The sequence below is a fragment of the Methylorubrum suomiense genome, from assembly GCF_022179765.1.
GTDB lineage: Bacteria > Pseudomonadota > Alphaproteobacteria > Rhizobiales > Beijerinckiaceae > Methylobacterium > Methylobacterium suomiense.
The window spans coordinates 26867-51327 of the sequence record NZ_BPRE01000009.1; the positions used below are offsets into that span (position 1 = coordinate 26867).

The following is a 24461-nucleotide window of genomic DNA, read 5'->3' on the forward strand; positions in this document are numbered from 1 at the left end:
GCCGTTCAAGCGGCTTCCGGGTGCGTTGCAACATTTCTGTGGCCAGCGAAGCCGAGGGCGGCGGCGTGTTGACGGGAGCCGCCGACGGCGCAACACAACGCGCCGCCCCGGTGCACCGCGAGCGGATCTTCACGCGCCTGTCGCGTCCGCATGCGAGGGCGCCGCTTTTCGGGTCCCCGCCGGGGCCAGACCGGAGCCGTCACATCATGTCGTCCACATCCATCTCGCCGCTCGCGCCCAAGACGGCGCCATCGCTGCCGGAGATCGCGGGTGTGCGGCTCGCCACGGCCCAAGCCGGTATCCGCTACCAGGGGCGAACCGATGTGCTGTTCGTGGGCCTCGATGCCGGTACGCAGGTCGCGGGCGTATTCACCCGGTCCCGCTGCCCCTCCGCGCCGGTGGATTGGTGCCGTGCCGCGCTTCAAACCGGGGTCGGCGCCCGGGCGCTCGTGGTGAATTCCGGCAACGCCAACGCTTTCACCGGCCTCAAGGGCCGCGACGCCGTGACATTGACCGCGGAGATCGCCGGGCGCGCCGCCGGCTGCACGCCGGACGCCGTGATGATCGCCTCGACCGGCGTCATCGGCGAACCCCTCGACGCTACCAAATTCGACGGTGTGCTGGCCGATTGCGTCGCCCGCGCCGAGCCCGGGGCACAGGCCTGGGAACAGGCCGCCAAGGCCATCATGACCACGGATACCTTCCCGAAGCTCGCCACCCGTAGCGCCGAGATCGCCGGCAAGACCGTGACGATCAACGGCATCGCCAAGGGCGCCGGCATGATCGCCCCCGACATGGCGACGATGCTGTCCTTCGTCTTCACCGATGCGACCTTGCCGCAGACGGTGCTGCAAGAGCTTCTGAGCGCGGGCACGAAGACTTCGTTCAACTGCGTGACGGTCGATGGCGACACCTCGACCTCGGATACGCTCCTGCTCTTCGCCACCGGGGCTGCGGGCAACGCCTCGATCGATCGGGCCGACGACCCGCGCCTCGACGGGTTCCGGGCGGCGCTGGACGATCTCCTGATCGAACTCGCCCAATTCGTCGCTCGCGACGGGGAGGGCGCGCGCAAGCTCGTCACCGTCCGGGTCGAGGGTGCCGAGAGCGATGCCTCCGCCCATCGCATCGCCCTCTCGATCGCGAACTCGCCGCTGGTGAAGACCGCCGTGGCCGGCGAAGACGCCAATTGGGGCCGGGTCGTCATGGCGGTGGGCAAGGCCGGCGAACCCGCCGACCGTGACCGCCTCGCCATCTGGTTCGGCGACGTGCGCGTGGCGGTGCAGGGCGCCCGCGATCCCGGTTACAGCGAGGAGGCGGCCAGCGCGGTGATGCGCGAGCCCGAGATCACCGTGCGGGTCGATCTGGGCCTCGGGCAGGGTGCCGCGCGGGTCTGGACTTGCGACCTCACCAAGGCCTACGTCGAGATCAACGGAGATTACCGCTCGTGAGACCTCTCCTCGCCGCCGTGCTGATGCTGACCCTCGCCTTCGCGGCACTGGCGGATGAAGAGGGCCGTATCCGCGTCGTCGGCCGGGCGCAGAGCGAGAGCAGTCCCGATTTCGCCTCCGTCGAAGTCGGTGTCGAGGGTCAGGGAGCGACACCGGCGGTGGCTCTGGACGCCGTGAGCCGCGCCGCCAAGGGCGTGATCGCGGCGGCGAAGGAGATGGGCGTCCCGGACGCCGATATCGGCACGACCGCGCTGACGCTCCAAGCTCGCACCAAGGCGGTGCCCCAGCCCGACGGCACCGTCCGCGAACAGGCCGACGGCTACAGCGCGGGCAATCTCGTGCGGGTGCGCTTGGCCGATATGGGCAAGTTGGGCGAATGGCTGCGCCGTGCGCTCGATTCCGGCGCCAATCGGATCGATGCCATCGCCTTCGGCCTGCGCGATCCGGGTGCCGCGGAGGCCGCCGTGCAGAGCGCCGCCATGAAGGATGCCCGCGCCCAGGCCGAGCGGCTCGCCGAGGCCGCGGGGGTGCGTCTGGGTCCGGCCCTCTCGATCACCGCGCCGCCGCGCGGCGACGCGTCTCAGCCGGCACCCTACGCGATGGCGAAGGCTGCAGCACCGCGAGGGCGTACGGCGGTACCGATCGAGGCGGGACGCATCGAAACCGTTGCCGAGGTCGAAGCCGTGTTCGCGATCGCCCGATGAGCGCGCTTTCGATCCGCCTCGTTCTCGTCGTGGCCGCCGCGCTCGTCGATGCCGATGGGCGCGTGCTAATGGCCCAGCGGCCGGAGGGCAAGACCCTCGCGGGTCTCTGGGAGTTTCCCGGCGGCAAGGTCGAGCTGGGTGAGCGCCCGGAGGACACCTTGATCCGCGAACTCGCGGAGGAACTCGGCATCACGGTGCGCGAACCGTGCCTCGCGCCGCTGACCTTCGCGAGCCATGCCTATCCGGATTTCCACCTCCTGATGCCGCTCTACATCTGCCGACGCTGGGAGGGGATTCCTCAGTCGCGCGAGGGCCAGAGCCTGCGCTGGCAGCGCCCCGGCGCGCTTCGCGAGTTGCCGATGCCGCCGGCCGATCTGCCACTGATCCCCTTCCTGATCGATCTGCTCGGTCCCTGACCGACTGGCGAAGGATGGATCGGATCATGGCGAGGCGTGCGAAGGCAGCGGCTGACACATCGAAGCCGGTTGCCGCCAAGCCACAGATTAAGCCACGGAAATCGCGCAGCACCGTGCCTTCGCCGGAGACCCTAGCGGCACTCAGCTCGGAGCGATTGATCGCCCTGGTGCTCGAAGAAGTCGGCCAGAGCCCGGCCTTCAAGAAACGCGTCACGGCGGCCCTCGCCGCGCTTCAAGGGCCCGATACGGTCGCGGCGATGATCGACCGGCGCCTCGCGGCCCTGGAGAAGGCTCGCGGGTTCATCGATTGGCAGAAGCGCCGGGCATTCGCCGCCGATCTCGACGCCACGGTCACCACGATGCTGGCCGATCTGCGCCCGCTCGATGCCGGGATGGCCCTCGACCGGCTGATGCGCTTCCTCGCGACGGCGGACGGGACCCTGGAACGGGTCGATGATTCGAGCGGGCAGATCCACGGGGTCTACGAGGCCGCCGCCGAAGCCGCCACGGGGATCGCCGCCGCGCTGCCGCCGGAAACGGCGGAAGCGTTCGCGACGCGCGCGGTCGGACATCTCGACCGCGACGGCTACGGGTTCGTCGGCAGCATGCTCGAAGCGCTCGTGTCGAAGCTCCCGAAAGAGGGGCTCGACACCTTCGACGCGGCCCTCGCCGCCGCATTGGAGGCCATGCCGAAACCGCCGGGGAAGCTCGGCCGCGCGACCTCCGCGACGGGGGAGGCCGCGTGGGAACGGCGCTATCACCGGCAGCGGCTCGCCAAGCTTCGGCAGGCCGTGGCCGATGCCCGGGGCGACGTGGATGCCTTCATCGCCCTGGAGACCGCGACTTCACCGGATCGGCCGGACGTCCTGGCGGTGGCGGAGCGATTGCTGGCCGCTGGCCGTGCAGACGAGGCGCTCGACTGGGTCCGCCGCAAAGCCGGTCCTGCCGCGCTGACGCGCAGCGACGTAATCGGTGGCGTCGCCCCCGACGCATCTGCGCCGGACCGGACGATCCTGGAAGTGCAAATCCTCGATGCTCTCGGGCGTAGGGACGAGGCCCAGCGACTGCGCTGGGCGCGGTTCGAACGTTGCCTCGATCCGCAAATGCTGAGGGACTACCTCGCCAAGCTGCCGGATTTTGAGGACGAGGAGGCGCTGGAACGCGCTTTCGCCCTGGTGGCTGGGCGCAAGGACCCGCATTTCGGGCTCTACTTCCTGATCGGTTGGCCGAATCTCGATCGTGCGGCTCGGCTCGTGATGGATCGGCGCAAGGAGTGGTCGGGCCGAAACTGGGAAGTCCTCGCCCCTGCCGCCGACGCCTTGGCGCCGGATCATCCGCTCGCCGCCAGTTTGCTCTACCGCCTGCTCATCGACGATATTCTGGAACGCGCCCGCGCCAACGCCTACGGTCACGCCGCCCGCGATCTTGCGAAGCTGGCCGCCTTGGCCGACGAGATCGAACCGGGGCGGCTGACACCCGACCACGCGGCCTATGTAGTGGGGCTCCGCAAGGCGCATGGGCGGAAATACGGTTTCTGGGGGCTGCTGGACCGGTAGGTCTGCGTCGGCAGCCTGCCCTATGCCTCGATGGCCTCGACCCGATCCGGATAGAAGGCGAGGTGACGGCGGATACGGGCGACCGCCGGGAAAGGATTCTCGTAGGACCAAGCCGCCGCCGATCCCCCGGCGACATCGAAGTAGGAGGCTTCGCCCTTGTAAGGGCAATGCGTGCGTCGCGCATTCGGCTGCAGGGCGTCGGCGGCGATGTCTTCCCGGGGAATGTACAGCACCGGGGGATAATCCGCCTCGCGCAAGACGAGCGCGCACGCCGTCTCGGCGACGAGGCGTCCGCCCGCCCGGACCCGTACCACGCCCTCATGCGGCGTGATGGTGATGGGATGGTGGGGTCCCGGTTCCTTCATGGTGTGTCTCCCGTATCCGGCGCCAGCCGATGCTCGGCGGTGCCCAGTGCCTCGGCGAGCCGGGTCTGAGCGGTTCCCGGGCGGAGCGGCTTCTGCTGGCTCTCGTGCGGCACCCAACCGGACAACCAGAGGATTTCGAAGGTGGCCCGAACACGCCCATCGGCATCGGCGAACCGTTCGGCGTAGATCGCGGCAGCCCGCAGCAGGGTGGAACGGCGCAGGGGCGTGCGGCGGCGGTCGGTCAGTGCGTTGGTCAGCCCCATCGCCCGCAGGTCGCGCATCAGAGCGAACGGGTTGGCGTAGCGCACGCGAATCGTATCGGCATCGACGACCGGCAGGGCGAAGCCTGCCCGCTGCATCAGCCCGCCCAAATCACGCAGTTCCGCGAAAGGCGCCACCCGAGGGCTTGCGCCGCCTTCGGTCTCGCTCTCCGCCTGAAGAAAGGATTGGCGTAGCTCCGTCAGCGTCGCGCCGCCGAGGAGGCAACCGAGGAAGAGGCCGTCGGGCTTAAGCGACCGGCGCAGCTGCACCAGCACGCCCGGCAAGTCGTTGACGTGTTGGAGCGCCAGCGCCGACACCGCGAGGTCGAAACCTGCGCCGGAACCGAAGGGCAAGGTCTCCGCATCCCCGACGCAATCGGCGCCCGCCTCGCGGACCGGGCTCATCCGCACCAGCCGACCGACCCGTCCCAATTCGCACAGGCGGTCGCGCAGGATCGGAAGAGGAGAGGCGAGATCGAGGGCGAGGGGGAACGACCGCGCCACCGCCGCGAGCCGATCCTCCACGTCGTCGAGAATGCGCTCCATCAGAAAACCGGCATAGCCGGCCGTCCGAGCGCGAACGAGGCGGCGGCGAATGAGGGCGGTGTCGAACAGGGGCGTCGGGTCGTTCATCACTGGGCAGATGGGGCTGTGGTGGAGTGACGGCCAGACAGGTTCGCAAAACCGACGCCTCCCGGATTGATCCGCCGGAAGCTGATGCGAGAAAACGAATGGGAACCGAACCGGAACGCAGCCGTTTTCGGGCGTCGATCAAGGAGGTTCACATGACACGGATTGTACTCCGCGCCGCGCTGATCCTGGCTGCGGTCGCGCTGGCCGGGACCGCTGAGGCGAAAGGCTGCCTCAAGGGTGCGGCGGTCGGCGGGCTCGCCGGTCACGCGGTCGGTCACGGCATCGCCGGTGCTGCCGCCGGTTGCGCCATCGGACGCCACGAGGCGAATAAGCAGGACAAAAACAAGGTGCAGAACGGCGGCGACCAGCCCGCGACCCGCTGAGACGCGGCCCCGCCATCGTGCGAGCGGCGGCGGGCCCCGCCCTCCGGCAGGCCCTTCGCCGCGCCGTGGCGGCGGGACTGGGTCTCGTCTACCCGCCCACCTGTCCAGGCTGCGGCGCGGCGACCGCCGAACCGCATGCCCTCTGCGCCACCTGCTGGAGCGGGCTGCATCTGATCGAACGACCGTTCTGCGAGCGCCTGGGCACGCCCTTCGCGCTCGATCTCGGGACCGGGTCGCTGATTTCGCCCAAGGCTATCGCCGACCCGCCCGTGTTCGAGCGTGCCCGCGCGGTCGCGCTCTACGACGGCACGGCCCGCGATCTCGTGCATCGGCTGAAATACGGCGACCGCCTGGACCTGAGCCATACCATGGCGCGGATGATGACCGCCGCCGGGCGCGATCTCCTCACCGATACCGACTTGGTCGTGCCGGTCCCGCTGCACGTCCTGCGCCTCTGGCGCCGCCGCTTCAATCAGGCGGCCTTGCTGGCCCGAGCCATCGCGCGACAATCCGGGAAACCTTGCGATGTCCGAGCCCTGAACCGCGTGCGTGCGACGCGTCCCCAGGTCGGGCTGACGCGCCATCAGCGATCCCTCAATCTCCAGGGCGCGTTCCGGGTCTCGGAGGCGGCGCGAATGCGCATTGCCGGACGGCGCATCCTCCTCGTCGATGACGTGACGACGACCGGAGCGACCGGCAATGCCGCCGCGCGTGCTCTTCTGCGCGCTGGGGCCACGGGGGTCGATCTTCTGACCTTCGCGACGGTGACGGGCGAACCGCTCTGACACAACGAAACGAGGCCCCTGTCGGAGCCTCGTTGCCGTTCGAACGCTGGTTCCTCAGACCGTTGCCGGTTCCAGGCGACCGGAGGCGGTGGCCTGGGCTTCGGTCGGACGGTCGAGAACGCGCCCACGGGGCCCGACCCACTGGCCGACCCACTTGCGCTGCCACAGGAATAGGCAGCCGAGGACCACCGCTGCAAACACGGCATAGGCGACGAAGCCGGGCGCGAACCCACCGGTATACTGCTTCGAGAGACCCATGACGTTCGGCAGGATCGCCCCTCCGAGCGCCCCGACCTCGCCGATCATGGAGCCCGCCACCGCCGTGTTGGTGGGCCAGCGCAGCGGCACGAGTTGGAACAGCGCACCGTTGCCGGCCCCCAGGGCGGCGAAGCAGAGCATGAACAGGATGGTGGTGGCCGCCAGGGACGGCGTCGCCGTCAGCGCCAGGAACGAGCCGATCGCGGCGAGCAGCACGATGGACAGCACCATGATGCCACCCATCCGGTCGGCGAAGTAGCCGCCGAGGATGCGGATGCCGGACCCCATCAGCGCGGCCAGCATGGTGAGGCGCCCGGCCTCGACCTTGGTGACGGCGAACTGCTCGTAGAAGAAGGTCGGCAGGAAGTTCGACAGGCCAATGAAGCCGCCGAAGGTGATGACGTAGATCAGCGAGAAGGCCCAGCCGTCCTTGGTGAACAGGCAGGAGACATGCTCCTTGAAGGTCTGGCCGTGGCAATCCGGCGGCTCCTTGGCGAGCAGGATCATCACGACGATCGGAACGATCATCACGATCCCGGCAAAACCGTAGACCGCCTGCCAGCCATAAGCTTGGGCGAGCGGCGGAGCGAACAGCACGGCGAGCACGGTGCCCGAATTGCCGGCGCCCGCGATGCCCATGGCCAACCCCTTATGCTCCGGGGGGAACCAGCCCGAGCCGAGCGAGAGGGCCACGCCGAAGGACGCGCCGGCGATGCCGAGCAGCACGCCCATGGCCAGCACGTCGTTATACGACGAGACGAAGAAGAAGCCGTAGGCCATCGCCAGGACGATGACGCCCATCTCGGTCAGCGCCGCGTTCTTGCGCCCGATATACTGGGCCAGCACGCCCAGAGGAAAACGCATGATCGCGCCGGCCAGAATCGGCAACGAGATCATGAAGCCGGTCTGGGCCGGAGTCAGCTTGTAGGTCTCGGTGATGAACGGGCCCATGGCCCCGTTGAGCACCCAGATCGCGAAACAGAAATCGAAGTAGAGGAACGCGGCAAACAGGGTCGGGGGGTGGCCCGACTTCATCACGGTCTTGAAGGAAGCCATCGGCGTGCTCGTTGTCTGGCGACCGCACCGGACGTTCAAGTCAAGGGCGACCGCACAAGCGGGAGAGGTTGCCGGATCAGCGTCGTCCGGACCGCGAGGCGCCGTTGCCCCGCTGCCGCTCGTCGGCGGCCGAAGAACACTATGCAGCCGCCATGCCAAGACGGGGATGAAGCGAAGAACCCGATCGTGCCGCCCCGGGCGGAAGGGTATTGCCGCGCGCCCATGCAGCAAATGCCCAGGATACAGGCAAACGCCCAGGCTGCCTCAAAAGACAGCGCCGCCGCGATCCACCACGCGAACGATGCTACGTCCGCTGCCGCGCTTCTCCACGCGGATCTGCACGGCAATACGCTCCATCATCCCGGCGACATGGGTGATGACACCGACCTTCCGGCCGCGACCCTGAAGCGTTTCGAGAGCGTCCACGGCCAGGTCGAGCGTCTCGGCGTCGAGCGAGCCGAACCCCTCGTCGATGAACAGCGTATCGACGAAGGATTGGCGGCCTTCGAGCCCCGATAGGGCGAGCGCAAGAGCGAGCGAGACGAGGAAGCGCTCGCCTCCCGAGAGGCTGCGGGTGGCACGGCGCTCCTCGCCCATGTCGCGATCGACCACGTGCAGGGCCAGATCCGCCGCCGGACTGCGGGCGAGGCGGTAACGGGGGCTCAGGGCTCGCAATTGCTCGTTGGCGAGATGCACCAGATGATCGAGCGTGATCCCTTGGGCGAAGCGTCGAAAGCGATCCCCGCCCGCCGAGCCGACCGCTTCCTCGACCCGTGCCCAGATCGCCAGATCGGCCTTCGCAGAGGTCATCTCCGTTTCAAGGTCGACGGCGCGTGCCCGTGCCTCGTCGTCGCGCTTCAATTCGGCGTCGATGGCCCCCAAGCGTTGCTGTGCCGCAGCCTCGGCGGCAGCGAGGGCCGCGACCTCCTCCTGCACCGCGGCGGCGTCGAACTCGACCTGTTGGGTCATCACTTCAAGATCGGCGCGACGGGTCGCACAAGCGGTCTCGGCTTCCGCGGCCTCGCGCAGCAGCCGATCGACAGCGATGCGCAACGCCGCCCGCTCGGCGGTCGGAACCGCGAGAAGAGCCAGTACGATCGCGCGGGGGCGCTCGCCGCAGGCTTCCAGGAAGGCCGCTTCCGCCGCCGCGTGGCGAACTGCAATCCGCTCTCGATGGCTCGCCGCACCCGCAGCTTCCGAGATCTGAATCGCCAGAGCGCGGGCCGCCTCGGCTGCACGTCCCTGCACTCGCTTCAGCTGCTCTTGGGCCGCCAAGCGTTCGGCATTGATGCGGGTACGGTGGACCCCCGTCGCCTCGCCACCGAGCAATTCGCTCCGGCTCGTGCGCTCCTTGCTCAAGTGCGCCGCACGGATCGCAGCGTCGGTCGCCGCAGCGCGCGCGGCCTCGTCCCGCTCGGCCTGGATCGTGAGCGCGGCGGCCCGTTCGGGTGCAAGAGCCGCCAACTCGACCAACCGTGCTGTGTGCCGCTCGCGAAGGGCGGCGTAGGCCGCGCCAAGGGATTCGACCCGCAGCGCGGCGGCCTCCGCATCGCGATCCACGTCGGTTGTGGCGAGATCGGCCGCACGGAGCGCCGGCGACAGATCGTGCGAAAGATCGCTGATACGGCCCGAAAGCGCCTCGGCTTCCGCCTCCGCGCGGCCGGCGGCCAACGCCGCTGCCTGTCGCTTTTGGCGCCAAGTCTCGTGCGCGCGGCTGGCCTCGGTGCTCTGCCGTTCCGCCTCGTCCCTGTCGCGGATCAGATTGTCGATCTCGCCGCGCAAGGATCGAGCGGTATCGAGCGTGCCGACGATCCGTTCGCGCTCGGCACGGGCGGCGAGGCCCGCCGCCGCCAGGGATTGGGAATCGGGAGCTTGGGGCAGGGCGGCGGCTAGCCCTGCCAAAGTCAGGGCTTCAACGAGCCGAGGCAGAGACGCTCGATAGAGATCGAGGGTCTCGCGCGACGTGACCATGGCTGCGACGGCCCGCCGTTCGGCCTCGACCTTGCGCCCCTCGGCGGCGGCGGCCCTGCTGCGCGCGTCGTCACGCCGCCGGCCCTGCTCGACGATCTCGCCGTCGAGGGCGGTACGGCGGGCGCGCAGTTCCTCGGCCAGCCGGCCGAGGGCGTCGTTGGACGCATGCGCGTGCGGATGTTCACAGCCGCCGCAAACCGGGCAGGCTTCACCGGCGACGAGGAGACTCCGCAGCCGAGCCGCCTCGCGGGAAACGCTCTCCGACGCGAGCTCGGCGAGCGGCAGAACCTCGGCTCGGCGCAACTCGGCTGCCTGCAAAGCGACTTGTGCCCGCGCCAGATCGTCGGAGGCCGTCGCATGTTCAGCGGCGGCTGCCTCCGTCTCGCGCTGGGCCGCCTCCGCGTCGACGACGGCACCGCCATGCCGGTTCGCGACGGCGTACGCCTCGCGAAGAGCATCGAGCAGGGTTTCGATGTGCCCAGCACGGGTCAGGGCCGCCGGCTCGTCGAGGGCAGCGAGCGCCGCCTCACGCTCGACCCGCGCGGCGGCCAGTTCATCGCGGCGGGTTTGGATGCCGTCGATGTGACGCGCACTCGCTGCCGCCGCTTCATCGCAGCGAGCGATTTCGGCCTGATGGGAGATCGCCGACGCAGAAGCGCCCTCCGCGTCCCTGCGCAATTGGCCCCATTCGCGTAGGCGCCGTGCGATCTCGCCGTGACGGTCGGCTAGGATCGCCTGGTCGCCCTCCGCATCCAGTTGCCGCGCCTCCGCCGCCGCCGCCTCGGAAAGCACAGCGGAAAGCCGATCGAGTTCGACAAGCCGCGCGCGTGCTGAGTCCGCAGCGATCGCGGCCGCTTCGGCACGTTTAGCGGCCGCCTCGGCTTCCTGGTCGGCATGGGCGACGGCACTGTCGAGTTGAGCGGCCCGGTCCCACAGCGGACCGAAGCCCTTGAACATGCTCTCGGCAGCCTCATCCGCCGCTGCGGCAAGGACCCGCTCGGCTTCCGCCGCTTCCGTCTCGGCTTGGGCCGAAGCGACCCGTTCGGCGCAGGCCAGCACCTGGGCCTCCGCCGCAGCGAGATCGCGGGCGGCCTCGTCCATCGATTCCGCGCGCCCGCGCAAGGGTTCGACGGCATCGAACGCGGCAAGCCTGTCCTTGTCGGGCTCGGCGGCGGCCAGCGCCGCCCGCGCCGCGTCCCTTTTCAGTTCGGCAGCGCCCAGGGCATCATGGGCCGTCGCACGTCGTCGAGCCTGCTCCTGGCTCTCACGCAGGGCGGCCAGCCGCTCCCGCCGCACAGCCGCCTCAGCGTCGATCGCCGAACGCCCGTCGTGACAGGCTTGGCGCGCTTCGGCGTCGAGCAGGCCGATCTCGGAGCGGCGGGCCTCTAGGGTCTCGACCGTGCGCCGGTGCGTCTCGTAGCCGGCATGCACCCGCTTCGAGATTTCGGAATAGATCTCCGTGCCGGTGATCTTCTCGAGCAGTTCGGCGCGCTCGCCCTCCGCCGCCAAGAGGAATGCGTCGAATTCGCCCTGAGCCAGCAGCACCGTACGGCGGAATTGATCGAAGGTGAGATCGGTCAGGCGCTCGACCGCTGCGAGGACGCCGGTCTTGCCGGAGGCGACCGCGCTGCCGTCGTCGAGCCGGTGAAGGCGGCGGCGCTCGTTCTGCAGCCGCCCATCGACGCGATTGCGGGCGCGGAAGACCTCCCAGCCGACGCGATAGGCCACCCCGTCCTGCCCGATAAAATCGATCTCGGCGAAGCCTGCAGCGGCGCCGCGTCTCAGGATTGCGCGACCATCACCGGCGCTGAGAGCTTCGCCGCTCGGGTCCGGCACGTCCTCACGACGGCTGACGGCGACACGGGGATAGCGTCCGTAGAGGGCAAGGCAGAGGGCGTCGAGGATGGTCGACTTGCCCGCTCCGGTCTCGCCGGTGATCGCGAACAATCCGGTCGCGCCGAGCGGCCCGGCGGAGAGGTCGATCTCGAATCGCGCGGCGAGGCTCGCGAGGTTCTCACCCCGGATCGCGAGGATGCGCATGGCGTTTCGCTCAGGCTTCCGCCCGGGCGCGGTGGAACACGTCGAGATGGGGCGGTCCCGGCTCCTCGTCCCAGCGGGCGCGATAGGCGAGACGGAACAGCTCCTCGGGATCGCGCTCCGACAGGCGCGGCGGGGGCGCCTCGGATTCCTCGACCTCGGCGGCAACGCGCGCCGGCACGGCGACGCGCACATCGACGATGCGCACCGGGAAACTCTCGGCGATGCGGTCGACCTCGGCGCGATAGCCCGGCAGCAACCCGTTGCGGGCCAGCCTGACCTGGATGTACGGCCGGGCTTCCGGCGGCAGATCCGGATCGAGCGCGAGCGCGGCGAGGTGATCGCCGAGGTCGTCGAGCGTCATGTCGCCGGACGTCGGAAGTCTTAAGAACGGCACCGGGCGCTCGATCTCGATATGCTCGATCTCCGCCGGGCCGGAGCCCAGAGTCACGAGCGTCACGCCGTGACGATAGGGCTGCTCCGCCGCCGATAGCGGAATTAGCGAGCCGCAATAGCGCACATGCCCGCGACCGAGCCCCTGCGCGCGATGGAGATGGCCGAGCGCCACGTAGCGCGCTTCGTCCGGGAACACGTCGGACGGAACGGCATGCTCCCCTCCGACGAGGATGCGCCGCTCGGCACCCTCCGATTCGAGTCCGCCCGCCACGTGGAGATGGCCGGTGACGAGCAGCGGCAGGCCGGCGAGGCGCGGGCGAGCCGCCTCGAACAGCTGGCCGTAGAGATCGCGCACACCGCGCACGATCGGCGATAGATCACCCCCCGCGCCTTTCCCGAGGGAGGAGAGCGGCGGCAGGCAGGCCGCGGTAGGGTAGGAGACGGCGAGCACCTGCGCCGCGACCTCGCCCGAGGCGTCACGGACCGGGACAAGATGATGGCCCGGGTCGATCGCTCCGTCCCGGCGACGGACATTGCCGATCACCCGGACGCCGATCGCTTCGAGAAGGGGACGAGGCGCCTCCAGTCGGCCGGCAGCGTCGTGATTGCCGGCGGTGATCACGATGGTCATCGATGGGCGGGCAGCATGGAGCCGCGCCATCAGCGTGTAGAACCGCGCCTGCGACTCGCCCGACGGATTCTGGCAATCGAACACGTCGCCCGCCACCACCAGGGCATCGACTTCGCGCTCGGCGACGATGGCTTCGAGCCGGGCGAAGACGGCCGCGTGCTCGCTCTCCCGCGCGTATCCGCGCAGCGTTTGCCCGATATGCCAATCGCCCGTGTGGAGGACGCGTATCACCGGAGGCTTCCCGCCCGACCGTCGACACCGCAGGAAAGGGTGCGGCGGCGGGGTTGTAGCGGGTTGCGCCGCCCGCTTCGAGTCGTCAGCCGTGCAGGCGTCCGATCTCCTGTGGTGAACAGGCCTGAGCCGGCAGGCTCAGCGGCAGACGCTGACCGTCTTGACGATCCAGCCTTCGCTCTCCTGCCACAGCTTGCGCCGCGCCTGGGAGCAATGCGCGGGCTCGGCAGCAGTCCATGTGGTGCCGGGCTTCTCGGCGGGGGCGACGGGCGCTGCAGCCTCGACAGGAGGCTTGGCCGTGGCCTTGGCTTTGCGTGCGGCCAGAGCCTCGGGGGGGCAGCTCAGCGCGAGGCAAAGCGATCCGAGCAGGATGCGGAAAATCGAGGCGCGCACGATGTAAGGAGTCCGTCATCGGAGGCTAACGGTCACGCTTCATCTAATGGCCGACCGCGCGGATGCAATCGTCGTCCACCACGATTTCGCCGTCTTCGGCACGATTTTTTCAAAATCGTTAATGGCCGCATACCCGCTCAACGCGGGATCGGTTGTTGGGGGCGGGTGTAACCATACGGACACAATGTTCGCACAGTCGTCGTGCTAGCCCACCGTTGAATGAGAGCAGGCAGCGTGACGTGAGGCCAGCTCCTTGTTACATCCAAGCGGGGCAGTTCAGCCGACCCGGACAAACGTGAGCGTCATCCGCTCTCGAGATCCGGTTCCGGCCCGGCGCACTACTTTCGAGCGATCCATGTCCATGCAGAACCGCCGTACCCTTCTTCTCGGGGCCGCGACGAGCCTTGCGCTCGTCACGCTGCCCAATCTCGCCGCAGCTCAGGGCTTCGGCGGTTTCGACGACGACCGGCTTTATCAGGATGGTGCCGGCCAGCTCTACCGCAAGCGCGGCGGCGAGTACGTTCCCTATAACGGCCGGGTCAGCAACGGCCGCCCGGTGCCAGAGACGGGGGCCGACCTCGACGCCCAGGCCTATGCCCGCCGTCGGGCCGAGCGCTACGGCGAGCCGCCGCCCGAGACCCCCGGTCAGGCGTTCAACCAGACGCCGGCCAACGGCCCGATCCAGACGCCGCGCCCGGCCGGTCCCGGTCAGGCCGGGTGGCAGCTGCCGCCGCAGCAGCCGGACAACGGCCCGATCGACTATGCCCGCGCTTATGGGCCGGTCACCGGCGAGCCGTTCCCCGTCGCCGCCATCCCCTACAAGAAGTTCAATCAGACCTACCTGCGGCAGGAGGTCGATTTCCGCACCACCGAGCCGCCGGGCACCATCGTCATCGATCCCCGCGCCCGCTTCCTCTACCTCGTGCTCCCGGGTGGACGGGCCCGCCGCTACGGCGTCGGCGTCGGCAAGCAGGGTTTCGCGTGGTCCGGCACCGCGACCATCAACTCGAAGCAGGCGTGGCCCGACTGGTATCCGCCGAAGGAGATGATCGCCCGTCGTCCGGACCTCGCCGAACAGGTGGACAAGCTGCAGAGCGGCCTCGGGGTGGCCGGCGGTTCGCGCAACCCCCTCGGTGCCCGGGCCATGTATCTGTGGCAGAACAACAAGGACACCTTGTTCCGCATCCACGGCACGCTGGAGCCGCACTCGATCGGCCAGAGCGTGTCATCGGGCTGCATCCGCATGATCAATCAGGATGCCATCGACCTGTTCAACCGCGTCGAGGTTGGCACCCGGGTGGTGGTCCTCGGCTGAAGCGGCGTTACGTTTCCCCGCGGGGCGGCATAAGCCCCGCGAGGAGACGCCATGGTCGATCTGATTCCGCGCCAGCACCTGTTCGGCAACCCGACGCGGTACGGCCATCAGATCAGCCCGGACGGGAAGCGCCTCGCCTGGGTCGCGCCCCTCGACGGGGTGCTCAACATCTGGTCGGCGCCGCTCGACGATCTCGACGCCGCTGCACCGGTGACGCGCGACCGGCGCCGGGCCGTCGATACCTTCGGCTTCGCCTATGATGGTCGCCACCTGCTCTACGTTCAGGATGCCGACGGCGACGAGAACTACCACGTCTTCGCTGCCGACCTCGAATCCGGCGCGCATCGGGACCTGACCCCCTATCCCGGCATCGCTGCCGGCATTGTCGGCATGAGCCGCATCGTCCGCGACCGGGTCTTGCTCGCCCTCAACGATCGCGACGCGCGCTTCCACGACCTGCACAGCGTCGATCTAGCGACGGGCGAGCGCCAGCTCGTCGTCCAGAATCCGGGCTTCGTCGGCTTTCTGATCGACGAGAGCTACGCCGTTCGGTTTGCCGCGGAGAATCGTCGGGACGGGTCGAGCAATCTTCTGATCCGGGAGGGCGAGTCCTGGAAGCGCTGGCTGACATTCTCCGCCGAAGATGCCCGCGGCTCGGGCGCCGAGAATCTCAACACGGCGGGCAACCTCCTTTTCTGCCGTGACAGCCGTGGTCGCGACACCGCGGCGCTGACACAGATCGATCTTGAGAGCGGCGCGCTGCGCACCATCGCCGCCCATGACGAGGCCGATATCGGCACGGTGCTGCTCGATATCGAAACCCGCGAGCCGATCGCCTACTCGGTCACCCATGCCCGTCGCTCCTGGCACGTGCTAGACGAGCGCTTCCGCGAGGATTTCAGCTTCCTCGAAGGCCAGGGACTCGGCGACTATTATCCGTCGAGCCGGAGCGAAAACGACAAATTCTGGATCGTCGTCACCTTCTCCGACACGCGGATCGGGGAAGCCCTACTCTACGACCGAACGGCGAAGACGCTGCGGCCCCTCGGCAGCGCCCGCCCGGAACTCGACGGCGCGCCGCTCGCGCCGATGCAGCCCTCTGTGATCCGCTCCCGCGACGGGCTCGACCTCGTCTCCTATCTGACTCGTCCCCTCGGTGCGGACGGGCCGGGGCCGATGGTCCTCCTCGTCCATGGCGGGCCATGGGCGCGCGACGGATTCGGCTTCGACCCGATGCATCAATGGCTGGCCAATCGCGGCTACGCGGCCTTGAGCGTCAACTTCCGGTCCTCGACCGGCTTCGGAAAGACGTTCCTCAATGCCGGCGACGGCGAATGGGGCCGGGCCATGGACGACGACCTTCTCGACGCCGTCGCCTGGGCAGTGGCGGAGGGTGTGGCCGATCCGAAACGGGTGGCGATCATGGGCGGCAGCTATGGCGGCTATGCCACGCTGATGGGCCTTGCGCGCAATCCCGATACCTATGCCTGCGGCATCGATCTGGTCGGACCGTCCAATCTCGAAACCCTCGTGCGGACGATCCCGCCCTATTGGGAGGCGATGCGGGCACAGCTTCACCGCGCCATCGGCGATCCCGACACCGAAGCCGGAATGACGCTGATCCGCGACCAGTCGCCGGTTTACTTCGCCGACCGGATCCGCGCGCCGCTGATGATCGTGCAGGGCGCGAACGATCCGCGGGTCAAGCAGGCCGAATCCGATCAGATGATCGCGGCCCTCAAACAAAGCGGCATCCCGGTCACCTACCTGCTGTACCCGGATGAGGGCCACGGCCTCGTCCGCCCGGCAAATCGCCTCGCCTTCTTCGCCCGCGCCGAAGCCTTCCTGGCCCGCCATCTCGGCGGGTTGTGCGAGCCGATTCAGGAGAGCGAGGCGACGGGGTCCTCGGTTCAGGTTCTCCGGGAGGGATAGGAATTCGCCCCGACGACTGCACTCGCTGCCGGTCAACCTGACACCCGAAAGCGGGCGGGTCTGCCGCCCGCCGCTACTTGCACTCCTCCCGTGCCCGCTTGAGCGCCTCGGCGAAACCGCCGAGGGCGTACTCGTCCTGGGTCGGGTTGCCTCGCTGCGAGGTCGTGCGCACCGTCGCGGTCTGGGTACGACTCATCTCGGCGACGATGCGTGGCTCCTCCGCCTGATTCTGGATCCAGGCGTTCTCGTCCTTGACGACGAGGCCGTAGCGATTCGCGCCGACGGTGAGATAGGGGTCGCTCGGCGCGGCCGCCGCACCGGGTTTGGCCTGCGCGGCCGCAGGTCTCGGCTTGAAGCCGAGCATCACCGCGATCTCGCTCTGCGCACCGCCCTTGGCGAGGGAGACGAACAGGTAACCCGTATCACGGGCCAGGGATTTGGGGCTCCGCGCCGTCGGTTGCGCGATGGCGTAGCAGAGCTTGTCGCGGGATTGGCCGCCGTTCGTGAACACGTTCCAATCGCCGAAGACCGCGAGCGGGACCGCCTGTTGCATGCCGGGGGGCAGCGCGCTGTTCTTGGGACTGGCTTTCGGCTGCCGCCGCGCACGGCGTCCGCGGCGGCCTTCCTCCGGGGCGGCCTCGGCGGCGGGGGCTTCGCCCGCAGCCTGAGCGAAGGCCGGCTCGACCGGCGCCGGAACGAGCATCGCACCGGCGGCGATCATCCAGGGCGCCAGGAGGACCGGCAGGGCGGGCAGGCACCGACCCGAGACGGGCAGGAAAGGGATAATCGGCCGCGTCATCTCACTCAGGGTTCCGGACGAACGGGCGGTTCCGGTCGCCTTCTCTCGCGGCAGCATGATGGCGATGGGCGGTACAGGGAAGTCCCGCCGGTGGCGATCAACGCAAAAACCGCCGCGTCCGGTACGATCAGACCGCCCGGATTTCCGCCGACAGCGCGGCTGAGGCCAGGGCCGCAGCCGGCAGATCCACCTCGGGGAGGTGCAATTCGACCGTCGGAACGGGTTCGACGGGCTTGGGTGCCGCAGGCTTCTTCACCGGGTCGTTGTAGGGGGTGTTGTACGCCTTGCGGATCGATGCCCAGAACGCATCACGTTCGGTGTCGGAGAGCCGGGCGAGGCGGGCGTCGATCGCCTCCCTCGCTGCCTGCGCCAGCACAGGGGTTTCCTCGACCGTGATCCAGCTCTCAACGTTCATCGACGGGGCTCCGCGGGTACGAGCGGCCGGATAGCCAAGCTTACCTAGCCGTTTCATGAACGCGGCATTTTCCGTGCCCGTTCCCGCCGAGCCGGGGCTACTTCTCCACAGTTTGCAGTTTCTCGAGCCACGCCTGTGCCCGTGCCCGGACGTTGTCCGGTGCCGTGCCGCCGTAGCTCGTCCGGCTCGCCACGGAGTTCTCGACGCCGAGCACGGCGAAGACGGCGTCCGTGATCTGCGGCTCGATGGCCTGCATCTCGGCGAGCGGCAGTTCCTCCAGTCCCACGCCGCGCTCGGCCGCAGCGGCCACGACGCGACCGGTAACGTGGTGGGCCTGTCGGAACGGCATGCCGAGTTCCCGCACCAGCCAATCGGCCAGATCGGTGGCGGTGGCGTAGCCGGAGCCCGCCGCGCGCTTCAGCGTCTCGGTGACCGGTTCGAGGTCGCGGACCATGCCGGTCATCGCGGCCAAGCACAGCGAGAGCGACTGGAGCGCATCGAACGTGCCCTCCTTGTCCTCCTGCATGTCCTTGGAATATGCGAGCGGCAGCCCCTTCATGACGATGAGCAGGCCGGTCATGGCGCCGATGATCCGGCCGGCCTTGGCCCGGACCAATTCGGCCGCGTCCGGATTGCGCTTCTGCGGCATGATCGACGAGCCGGTGGTGAAGCGGTCCGACAGCTTCACGAAGCCGAACTGCGCCGAGGTCCACACCACCAGCTCTTCGGCGAAGCGCGAGAGGTGGACCGCGCAGATCGAGGCGGCGGCGAGCGATTCCAGCGCGAAGTCGCGATCGGCCACCGAATCAAGGGAGTTCGCGGTCGGCCGATCGAAGCCGAGCGCCGCGGCCGTGGCGTGCCGGTCGATCGGGAAGGAGGTCCCGGCAAGCGCAGCGGCACCGAGGGGGCACTCGTTCAGGCGGGTGCGGGCATCGCGGAACCGGCCCCGGTCACGGGCCAGCATCTCGACATAGGCGAGGCAGTGATGGCCGAACGTGACCGGCTGGGCCGATTGCAGGTGGGTGAAGCCCGGCATCACCGTGCCGGCGAAGCGCAGCGCGCTCTCCGCCAGGACAAGCTGCAACTCGGCGACCTGGGCGTCGAGGGCGTCGAGGGTGTCGCGCACCCACAGACGCATGTCGGTGGCGACTTGGTCGTTGCGCGAGCGGGCGGTGTGAAGGCGCCCCGCCGACGGTCCGACGATCTCGGTCAGGCGGCTCTCCACCGCCATATGAATGTCCTCGAGCTCGCGGCGATAGGCGAATTCGCCACGCGCGATCTCGGCCTCGACGGACTTGAGCCCGTCGGAAATCGCGGCCACATCGTCGGCCGGCAGGATGCCCTGCGCTCCCAGCATCGCGACATGCGCCAGCGAACCGCGGATGTCCTGGGGCGCGAGGCGCCGGTCGAACCCGATGGAGGCGTTGATCTCCTCCATGATCTCGGCGGGGCCGCTCGCGAAGCGCCCGCCCCACATCCGGTTGCTCATGGCCCGTTCCACCTTCTCGACTGCGCGCACGGGAGATTGCCGGTGAGGGCAAACCCGAAATTCCTGATCGCCGGCGGCCTCGCCGCCGCGCTCCTCGGCGGCCTCGCCCTATACGGGACGGGCTCGAACCTCGGCAACCTCGTGGGCGTCGCTCCCTCCGGTCCCTGTGCGCAGGCCGCGCCGGTCGCGGCCCGAATCGCCCCCCATGCCCGCGGTTCGGTCGCCGCCTTCGAGGCGTGGCCGACCCCGCGTCCAGCTCCGGCGCTGAGCTTCAAGGGCCCGGACGGCGCTCCGAGCGACCTCTCCGCCCTCGGATCGAAACTGCTGCTGGTCAATCTCTGGGCAACGTGGTGTGCCCCCTGCAAGGCGGAGATGCCGGCCCTCGATCGGCTTCAGGCCGAGTTGGGCGGTGACCGGTTCCAGGTGGTGGCGATCAATGTCGAGACGCGCAATCTCGACAAGCCGCCCGCTTGGTTCAAGACCAACGCCATCGCCCACCTGACCTATTACGGCGATCCGGAGGGCAAGGTCCTGCCCGCCCTGCAATCCGCCGCCGGCTCGACAGGCCTCCCCACCACGATGCTGATCGACGCGAAAGGCTGCGTGCTCGGCGTCATGAAGGGCCCGGCCGAATGGTCGGGCGAGGAGGGCAAGGGCCTGATCCGCGCCGCGCTCGGTCAGGGCGCCTGATCTTGATCAGCGCTGGGTTGCGGCGCCGGCCGGGGACGGGCAACGAAGCGACATGAACGATCCGTCTTCCGCCCTGCGCCCGCGGTCGCGTCCGCTCTCGGCAATCCGAACGATCCTGACGAACGACGCGGCGGGCGGGATCGTGCTGATGGCCGCCGCCGCGGCGGCGCTCGCCGTCGCCAATTCGCCCCTGGCCGAGGGCTATCACCACGCCCTGCATCTCCACCTGGGGCCTTTGAGCCTGCTCCACTGGATCAATGACGGCCTGATGGTCGTGTTCTTCCTGATGGTCGGATTGGAGATCAAGCGGGAGGCCCTGGACGGACGCTTGCGCACCTGGCCCGACCGGGTGTTGCCGGGGCTGGCCGCCGCCGCCGGCATGATCGCACCCGCTCTCGTCTACCTCGCCTTCAATGCCGGTGGCGCGACGGCCCGCGGCTGGGCCATTCCCGCCGCCACCGACATCGCCTTCGCCCTCGGCGTGCTCGCCCTGCTCGGCCCGCGCGTGCCGATTTCGCTCAAGGTCTTCCTGTCGGCGGTGGCCATCGTCGACGATCTCGGCGCGGTGATCATCATTGCCCTGTTCTACACGGGCAGCCTCGACATCACGATGCTCGCCGCCGCTGCGGGTGTGCTGGCGCTCCTCTTCGCCCTCAATCGCCTCGGCGTCCGAACCCTCCTGCCGTATCTGGCGGCCGGGCTGGCATTGTGGTTCTTCGTGCTGCGCTCCGGCGTCCACGCCACGGTGGCCGGCGTCCTGCTCGCCCTGTTCATCCCGATCCGTCCGAGCCCCGGCCGGCCGGAGGACACGACCTCGCCGCTCCATCGGCTGGAGCACGGCCTGAGCCCCTGGGTCTCGTTCCTGATCGTCCCCGTTTTTGGTTTCGCCAATGCCGGCGTGACGCTTCTTGGCCTGCCCGCGCGCGCGCTCCTCGATCCGGTGACGCTCGGTGTCGCGCTCGGATTGTTCCTCGGCAAGCAGGCCGGCATCTTCGCCGCCGTGCGTCTCGCCGTCGCGACCGGCCTCGCGACCCGTCCGTCGGGTGCGAGCTGGCCGCAAATCTACGGCGTCGCGCTCCTGTGCGGCATCGGCTTCACCATGAGCTTGTTCATCGGCGGGCTCGCCTTCACCGATGGCCTGCACGAGACCGAGACCAAGCTCGGGGTGCTTGGCGGGTCGCTGCTGTCCGGAATCGTCGGGGCAGGGGTGCTTCTTCTTGCGCGAAGGACGGCGCGCGAGCGCGTTTAACCCCTGATAAGACGCGTTGCGCCTGCGAGCCTGCTCGTCGAGCAGGCTATTCGCGGCGTTGCGGCGCATCTCGGCGGGGTGTAGCCCGGCCTTCATGCGCTACTACCTCGGCCTCGCGACGACCTTCCACGATCCGGCGCTCGCCCTGATCGGGCCGGACGGCACGGTCTTGTTCGCTGAAGCCGCCGAGCGTTACCTGCAATACAAGCGTGCGCCGAATTGCGAGCCTGATCCCGGCACGCGCATGGCCGGACTTCTGAAGCGTTACGTGCCGGAAGGCGCCGAGCTCGTCATCGCCTCGTCCTGGGGCGAACAATTTTCCGAGTTCCTGAAGGGCCAAGCGGCCTCCGGCGCCTTCGATCTCACGGCCCTGGCGGCTCACCCATCGACCCTCAACCGCTCCTTCGTGCCGGAGCGCGCCGAACGCGTCTTCATCGCCGATCTCCACGCCATGCAGGCGCGGGCCGGCAACGGCACGATGCTGGCGCTCGACAACGAGACCCGCGGTTTCGGCGGCAGGCCCCGGGCGACGATCGCCGGACAGCGGCGCTACGCGCACCATCGGGCCCATGCCGCCTACGCCCTGTGGGGGAGCCCGTTCGCGGAGGCGACCGCTCTCGTCGTCGACGGCATGGGCGAGACCGGCGCGGCGGAGATCTATCGCTTGAAGGACGGCCGCATCGAGGAGGTTCGGCGCCATCGTGGGCGCGGCTCGGTCGGGTTCCTCTACGGGCTCATCACGGATCTGGCCGGCTTCGATCAGATCAAGGGCGAGGAATGGAAGATCATGGGGCTCGCCCCCTATGGACGCACCGATCCGGCTCTCATGGACCTGCTGCGTCGTCTCTTCACGATCGAGGAGGGCCGCATCCGATTCGCCGATGCCGAGACCGTGCAGGCCGTCGCCGCGGCGGTGCTGGCGCGTCGGCCGGTCGATCTCGATGAGCAGGGCTGGGCCGATCTCGCCCGGTGCGGCCAGGACATCTTTTCCGAGTTGATGGATGCACTCGTCGCGGAGGCCTGGGCGCTGGCCCCATCCGAAAATCTCGTGATCGCCGGCGGCTGCGGCCTCAACTCGTCCTATAACGGCCGGGTGCTCGCACGCTCGGGCTTCGAGCGCCTGCACGTACCCTCGGCCCCCGCCGATGACGGTAACGCCGTCGGCGCCGCTTGGTTGGCCCTGGCCGAGGACGATCCCGATTGGATGGGCCCGAAGGCGCAGATGCGCCCGCTCACGCCCTATCTCGGCTCCACCGTCTCGACCGAGCCGTTGGAGCGTATGGCGGAAGGCGAACCCCGCGCCCGCCGCCTCGGGCACGACGGTGTGATCCGGGAAGCGGCCCGGATCCTGGCAGCGGGCGGTCTCGTCGGGTGGGTGCAGGGGCGGGCGGAATTCGGGCCGCGAGCACTGGGCAACCGCTCGATCCTGGCCGACCCGCGACCGGCAAATGCCAAAGAGTCCTTGAACGCCAAGGTGAAGTACCGAGAGGGGTTTCGCCCCTTCGCGCCGTCGATCCTGGCCGAGGCCGGCCCGGACTGGTTCGAGGATTATGCCGACAGCCCGTATATGGAGCGCACCCTGGTCTGGCGCGACGCCGTGCGGGCACGCGTGCCGGCGGTGGTGCATGAAGATGGCACCGGCCGGCTTCAGAGCGTCACGGCCGAGCGCAACCCGCTCTACGCCTCGCTGATCTCCGCTTTCGCGGAATTGACCGGCGTCCCGATCCTGCTCAACACGAGCTTCAACATCATGGGAAAGCCGATCCTCCACACGGCGGAGGACGCGATCCTGATGTTCTACACGACCGGTCTCGACGCCGTCGTGGTCGAGGACTGGATCCTGACGAAAAAGGCGCCCGCTTAGAAGCGGACGCCCATTCAAACTCTCTCCGATCCGCCTTCCGGCGTCCCGGTCCGGCTAGCGTCACTCGCAGACTTCGACCTTCTTGTAGGTGTACTCGTCTTCGTTAAGCCACTGCTTGCGCCGCTCGTAGTGGCAGATCGGGCCCCGGCGCGGCGGCGGGGCGACATAGATGGGCTCTTCCTCGACATAGACCGGGCGCGGGGCCGGACGGGGGGGCGGAGGAGGCGCGCCGTTCAGAAGGGCACCGAGGGCAAGGCCGCCGACGACACCGGCAGCGGCACCACCGATGAGGGCGCCGTTGCGGCCGTCGCGGGCCGAAGCGGGGGCGGTGGAAACGAGGGCGGCGGCGAGGAGCGCCGCGTAAGCGCCCTTCCGGGCGAGGACGGAGACGGACGACGCGGGCACGGGAACATACCTCCGGGAAACGTGCCGCCACGCTAGCTTGACCGTGCTTAAGGAATGGCGAACGCGCCCTTATGCTGCCGTTCAGATAACGTCATCGAGAGCCGACACCACTGCCCGCGGGGGCAGGTCCGGATACTCGTCCGGCTGGCCCTTCCGGTTGACCCAGACCGCATCGAACCCGAAGGCCGTCGCTCCGGCGATATCCCAGCGGTTCGACGAAAAGAACAGCACGTCCTCCCGCGCGGCTCCAAACCGGTCGAGCACCATTTGGTAGGCGGCCGGTGCCGTCTTGAAGGTCAAAACCGGATCGACCGACAGCACCGCGTCGAGCCGATCGCCGAGTTCGGCCGAGGCGACCGCTCTCTCGAGCATCGCCGCATTGCCATTGGAGAACAGGGCGGTCTTCAGCCCGGCATCGCGCAACCGCGTCAGCGTGTCGGGCACCTCGCCATAGGCATCGAGGTCGCGATAGGCGACGAGCAAGGTTTCGCGAAGGGCCGGATCGACGTCGGGATATGTGGCGAGGGCGAAGTCGAGCGCCCGCTCGGTCAGAGTCCAGAACGGCGTGTAGCGTCCCATCAAACCGATCACCCAGCTGTATTCGAGCTGCTTGGTGCGCCACAGCTCGGACAGGGGCTGCGCCTGAGGGCCGATGGCCCCTGCGTGACGGGAGACCGCCGAATGCACGTCGAACAACGTGCCGTAGGCGTCGAAAACGGCGTGGGTCTTGCCGGCGAGGAGATCGGTTTGGGCCATGCCGCACATCTGTGGTGACGG

Annotated in this window: 22 protein-coding genes; 11 read left to right on the forward strand and 11 right to left on the reverse strand. The window is 68.9% G+C overall.

Annotated features, from left to right (window positions below; translation table 11 throughout):
- Window positions 1–206 precede the first annotated feature (206 nt).
- Genes argJ through MFF26_RS15235 form a run of 4 tightly spaced genes read left to right on the forward strand, consistent with a single transcriptional unit; the run spans window position 207 to window position 4127 of the window.
- Window positions 207–1451 carry a bifunctional glutamate N-acetyltransferase/amino-acid acetyltransferase ArgJ gene (gene argJ, locus MFF26_RS15220; protein WP_137827383.1) on the forward strand — a complete coding sequence of 415 codons (1245 nt, stop codon included), beginning with the start codon at window positions 207–209 and terminating at the stop codon, window positions 1449–1451.
- A 23-nt stretch (window positions 1452–1474) separates the two neighbouring features.
- Window positions 1475–2155, forward strand: a complete 681-nt coding sequence (locus tag MFF26_RS15225; protein WP_137827427.1) for an SIMPL domain-containing protein — start codon at window positions 1475–1477, stop codon at window positions 2153–2155.
- Window positions 2152–2571 (forward strand): (deoxy)nucleoside triphosphate pyrophosphohydrolase, encoded by a 420-nt coding sequence (locus tag MFF26_RS15230; RefSeq protein ID WP_137827382.1) that lies wholly within the window; start codon window positions 2152–2154, stop codon window positions 2569–2571. Before MFF26_RS15225 ends, MFF26_RS15230 begins: the two co-directional genes overlap by 4 nt.
- A 26-nt stretch (window positions 2572–2597) precedes the next feature.
- Window positions 2598–4127 (forward strand): DUF6880 family protein, encoded by a 1530-nt coding sequence (locus MFF26_RS15235; RefSeq protein ID WP_137827381.1) that lies wholly within the window; start codon window positions 2598–2600, stop codon window positions 4125–4127.
- 20 nt (window positions 4128–4147) lie between these two features.
- Here MFF26_RS15235 and MFF26_RS15240 read toward each other — a convergent pair whose 3' ends face one another.
- Both MFF26_RS15240 and MFF26_RS15245 read right to left on the reverse strand, forming a co-directional pair.
- On the reverse strand, window positions 4148–4492 hold the full coding sequence (locus MFF26_RS15240; protein WP_137827380.1) for a DUF427 domain-containing protein: 345 nt from the start codon (window positions 4490–4492) through the stop codon (window positions 4148–4150).
- Window positions 4489–5385, reverse strand: coding sequence for a methyltransferase domain-containing protein (locus MFF26_RS15245; protein ID WP_137827379.1), 897 nt, complete (start codon window positions 5383–5385; stop codon window positions 4489–4491). Before MFF26_RS15245 ends, MFF26_RS15240 begins: the two co-directional genes overlap by 4 nt.
- 152 nt (window positions 5386–5537) lie before the next feature.
- Between MFF26_RS15245 and MFF26_RS15250 the strand changes: the two genes are divergently transcribed.
- Window positions 5538–5768: a hypothetical protein gene (locus MFF26_RS15250; RefSeq protein WP_137827378.1), complete on the forward strand. Its 231-nt coding sequence runs from the start codon at window positions 5538–5540 to the stop codon at window positions 5766–5768.
- 17 nt (window positions 5769–5785) lie between these two features.
- The gene (locus MFF26_RS15255) at window positions 5786–6553 is read left to right on the forward strand and encodes a ComF family protein (protein WP_137827377.1); all 768 of its coding nucleotides are present in this window, start codon (window positions 5786–5788) and stop codon (window positions 6551–6553) included.
- 54 nt (window positions 6554–6607) lie between these two features.
- Here the strand turns inward: MFF26_RS15255 and MFF26_RS15260 are convergent, their stop codons facing one another.
- The 4 genes from MFF26_RS15260 to MFF26_RS15275 all read right to left on the reverse strand — a co-directional run bounded on the left by MFF26_RS15260 (window position 6608) and on the right by MFF26_RS15275 (window position 13526).
- A complete protein-coding gene (locus MFF26_RS15260) occupies window positions 6608–7867 on the reverse strand; it encodes an MFS transporter (RefSeq protein WP_137827376.1) in 1260 nt (419 codons plus the stop codon).
- A 264-nt stretch (window positions 7868–8131) separates the two neighbouring features.
- Window positions 8132–11878 carry an AAA family ATPase gene (locus tag MFF26_RS15265; protein WP_137827375.1) on the reverse strand — a complete coding sequence of 1249 codons (3747 nt, stop codon included), beginning with the start codon at window positions 11876–11878 and terminating at the stop codon, window positions 8132–8134.
- Between the two features lie 10 nt (window positions 11879–11888).
- A complete protein-coding gene (locus tag MFF26_RS15270) occupies window positions 11889–13133 on the reverse strand; it encodes an exonuclease SbcCD subunit D (RefSeq protein ID WP_137827374.1) in 1245 nt (414 codons plus the stop codon).
- Window positions 13134–13271: 138 nt separating this feature from the next.
- Window positions 13272–13526, reverse strand: a complete 255-nt coding sequence (locus MFF26_RS15275; RefSeq protein WP_137827373.1) for a hypothetical protein — start codon at window positions 13524–13526, stop codon at window positions 13272–13274.
- A gap of 355 nt (window positions 13527–13881) precedes the next feature.
- On the opposite strand from MFF26_RS15275, the gene MFF26_RS15280 reads away from it, so the two are divergent.
- Both MFF26_RS15280 and MFF26_RS15285 read left to right on the forward strand, forming a co-directional pair.
- Window positions 13882–14841: a L,D-transpeptidase gene (locus MFF26_RS15280; RefSeq protein ID WP_137827372.1), complete on the forward strand. Its 960-nt coding sequence runs from the start codon at window positions 13882–13884 to the stop codon at window positions 14839–14841.
- Between the two features lie 51 nt (window positions 14842–14892).
- Window positions 14893–16773 (forward strand): S9 family peptidase, encoded by a 1881-nt coding sequence (locus MFF26_RS15285; RefSeq protein ID WP_238308163.1) that lies wholly within the window; start codon window positions 14893–14895, stop codon window positions 16771–16773.
- A gap of 73 nt (window positions 16774–16846) precedes the next feature.
- Here MFF26_RS15285 and MFF26_RS15290 read toward each other — a convergent pair whose 3' ends face one another.
- The 3 genes from MFF26_RS15290 to argH form a co-directional block, all read right to left on the reverse strand.
- A complete protein-coding gene (locus tag MFF26_RS15290) occupies window positions 16847–17572 on the reverse strand; it encodes an invasion associated locus B family protein (RefSeq protein WP_238308164.1) in 726 nt (241 codons plus the stop codon).
- 127 nt (window positions 17573–17699) lie between these two features.
- Entirely contained in the window at window positions 17700–17987 is a 288-nt protein-coding gene (locus MFF26_RS15295; protein WP_137827370.1) for a hypothetical protein, read from the reverse strand.
- A 97-nt stretch (window positions 17988–18084) separates the two neighbouring features.
- Window positions 18085–19476, reverse strand: coding sequence for an argininosuccinate lyase (gene argH / locus MFF26_RS15300; protein ID WP_137827369.1), 1392 nt, complete (start codon window positions 19474–19476; stop codon window positions 18085–18087).
- A gap of 42 nt (window positions 19477–19518) precedes the next feature.
- Here argH and tlpA point away from each other — a divergent pair, with 42 nt between their 5' ends.
- From tlpA to MFF26_RS15315, 3 genes are all read left to right on the forward strand, one after another.
- The gene (tlpA, locus tag MFF26_RS15305; protein WP_137827368.1) at window positions 19519–20166 is read left to right on the forward strand and encodes a thiol:disulfide interchange protein TlpA; all 648 of its coding nucleotides are present in this window, start codon (window positions 19519–19521) and stop codon (window positions 20164–20166) included.
- Between the two features lie 52 nt (window positions 20167–20218).
- Window positions 20219–21415, forward strand: a complete 1197-nt coding sequence (gene nhaA / locus MFF26_RS15310) for a Na+/H+ antiporter NhaA (protein WP_137827367.1) — start codon at window positions 20219–20221, stop codon at window positions 21413–21415.
- A gap of 94 nt (window positions 21416–21509) precedes the next feature.
- Window positions 21510–23279, forward strand: coding sequence for a carbamoyltransferase family protein (locus MFF26_RS15315; protein ID WP_137827366.1), 1770 nt, complete (start codon window positions 21510–21512; stop codon window positions 23277–23279).
- A gap of 60 nt (window positions 23280–23339) precedes the next feature.
- Here the strand turns inward: MFF26_RS15315 and MFF26_RS15320 are convergent, their stop codons facing one another.
- Together MFF26_RS15320 and MFF26_RS15325 are read right to left on the reverse strand one after the other, a co-directional pair.
- Window positions 23340–23684 (reverse strand): hypothetical protein, encoded by a 345-nt coding sequence (locus MFF26_RS15320; RefSeq protein ID WP_137827365.1) that lies wholly within the window; start codon window positions 23682–23684, stop codon window positions 23340–23342.
- Between the two features lie 81 nt (window positions 23685–23765).
- Window positions 23766–24440, reverse strand: coding sequence for a haloacid dehalogenase type II (locus tag MFF26_RS15325; protein WP_137827364.1), 675 nt, complete (start codon window positions 24438–24440; stop codon window positions 23766–23768).
- Window positions 24441–24461 lie beyond the last annotated feature (21 nt).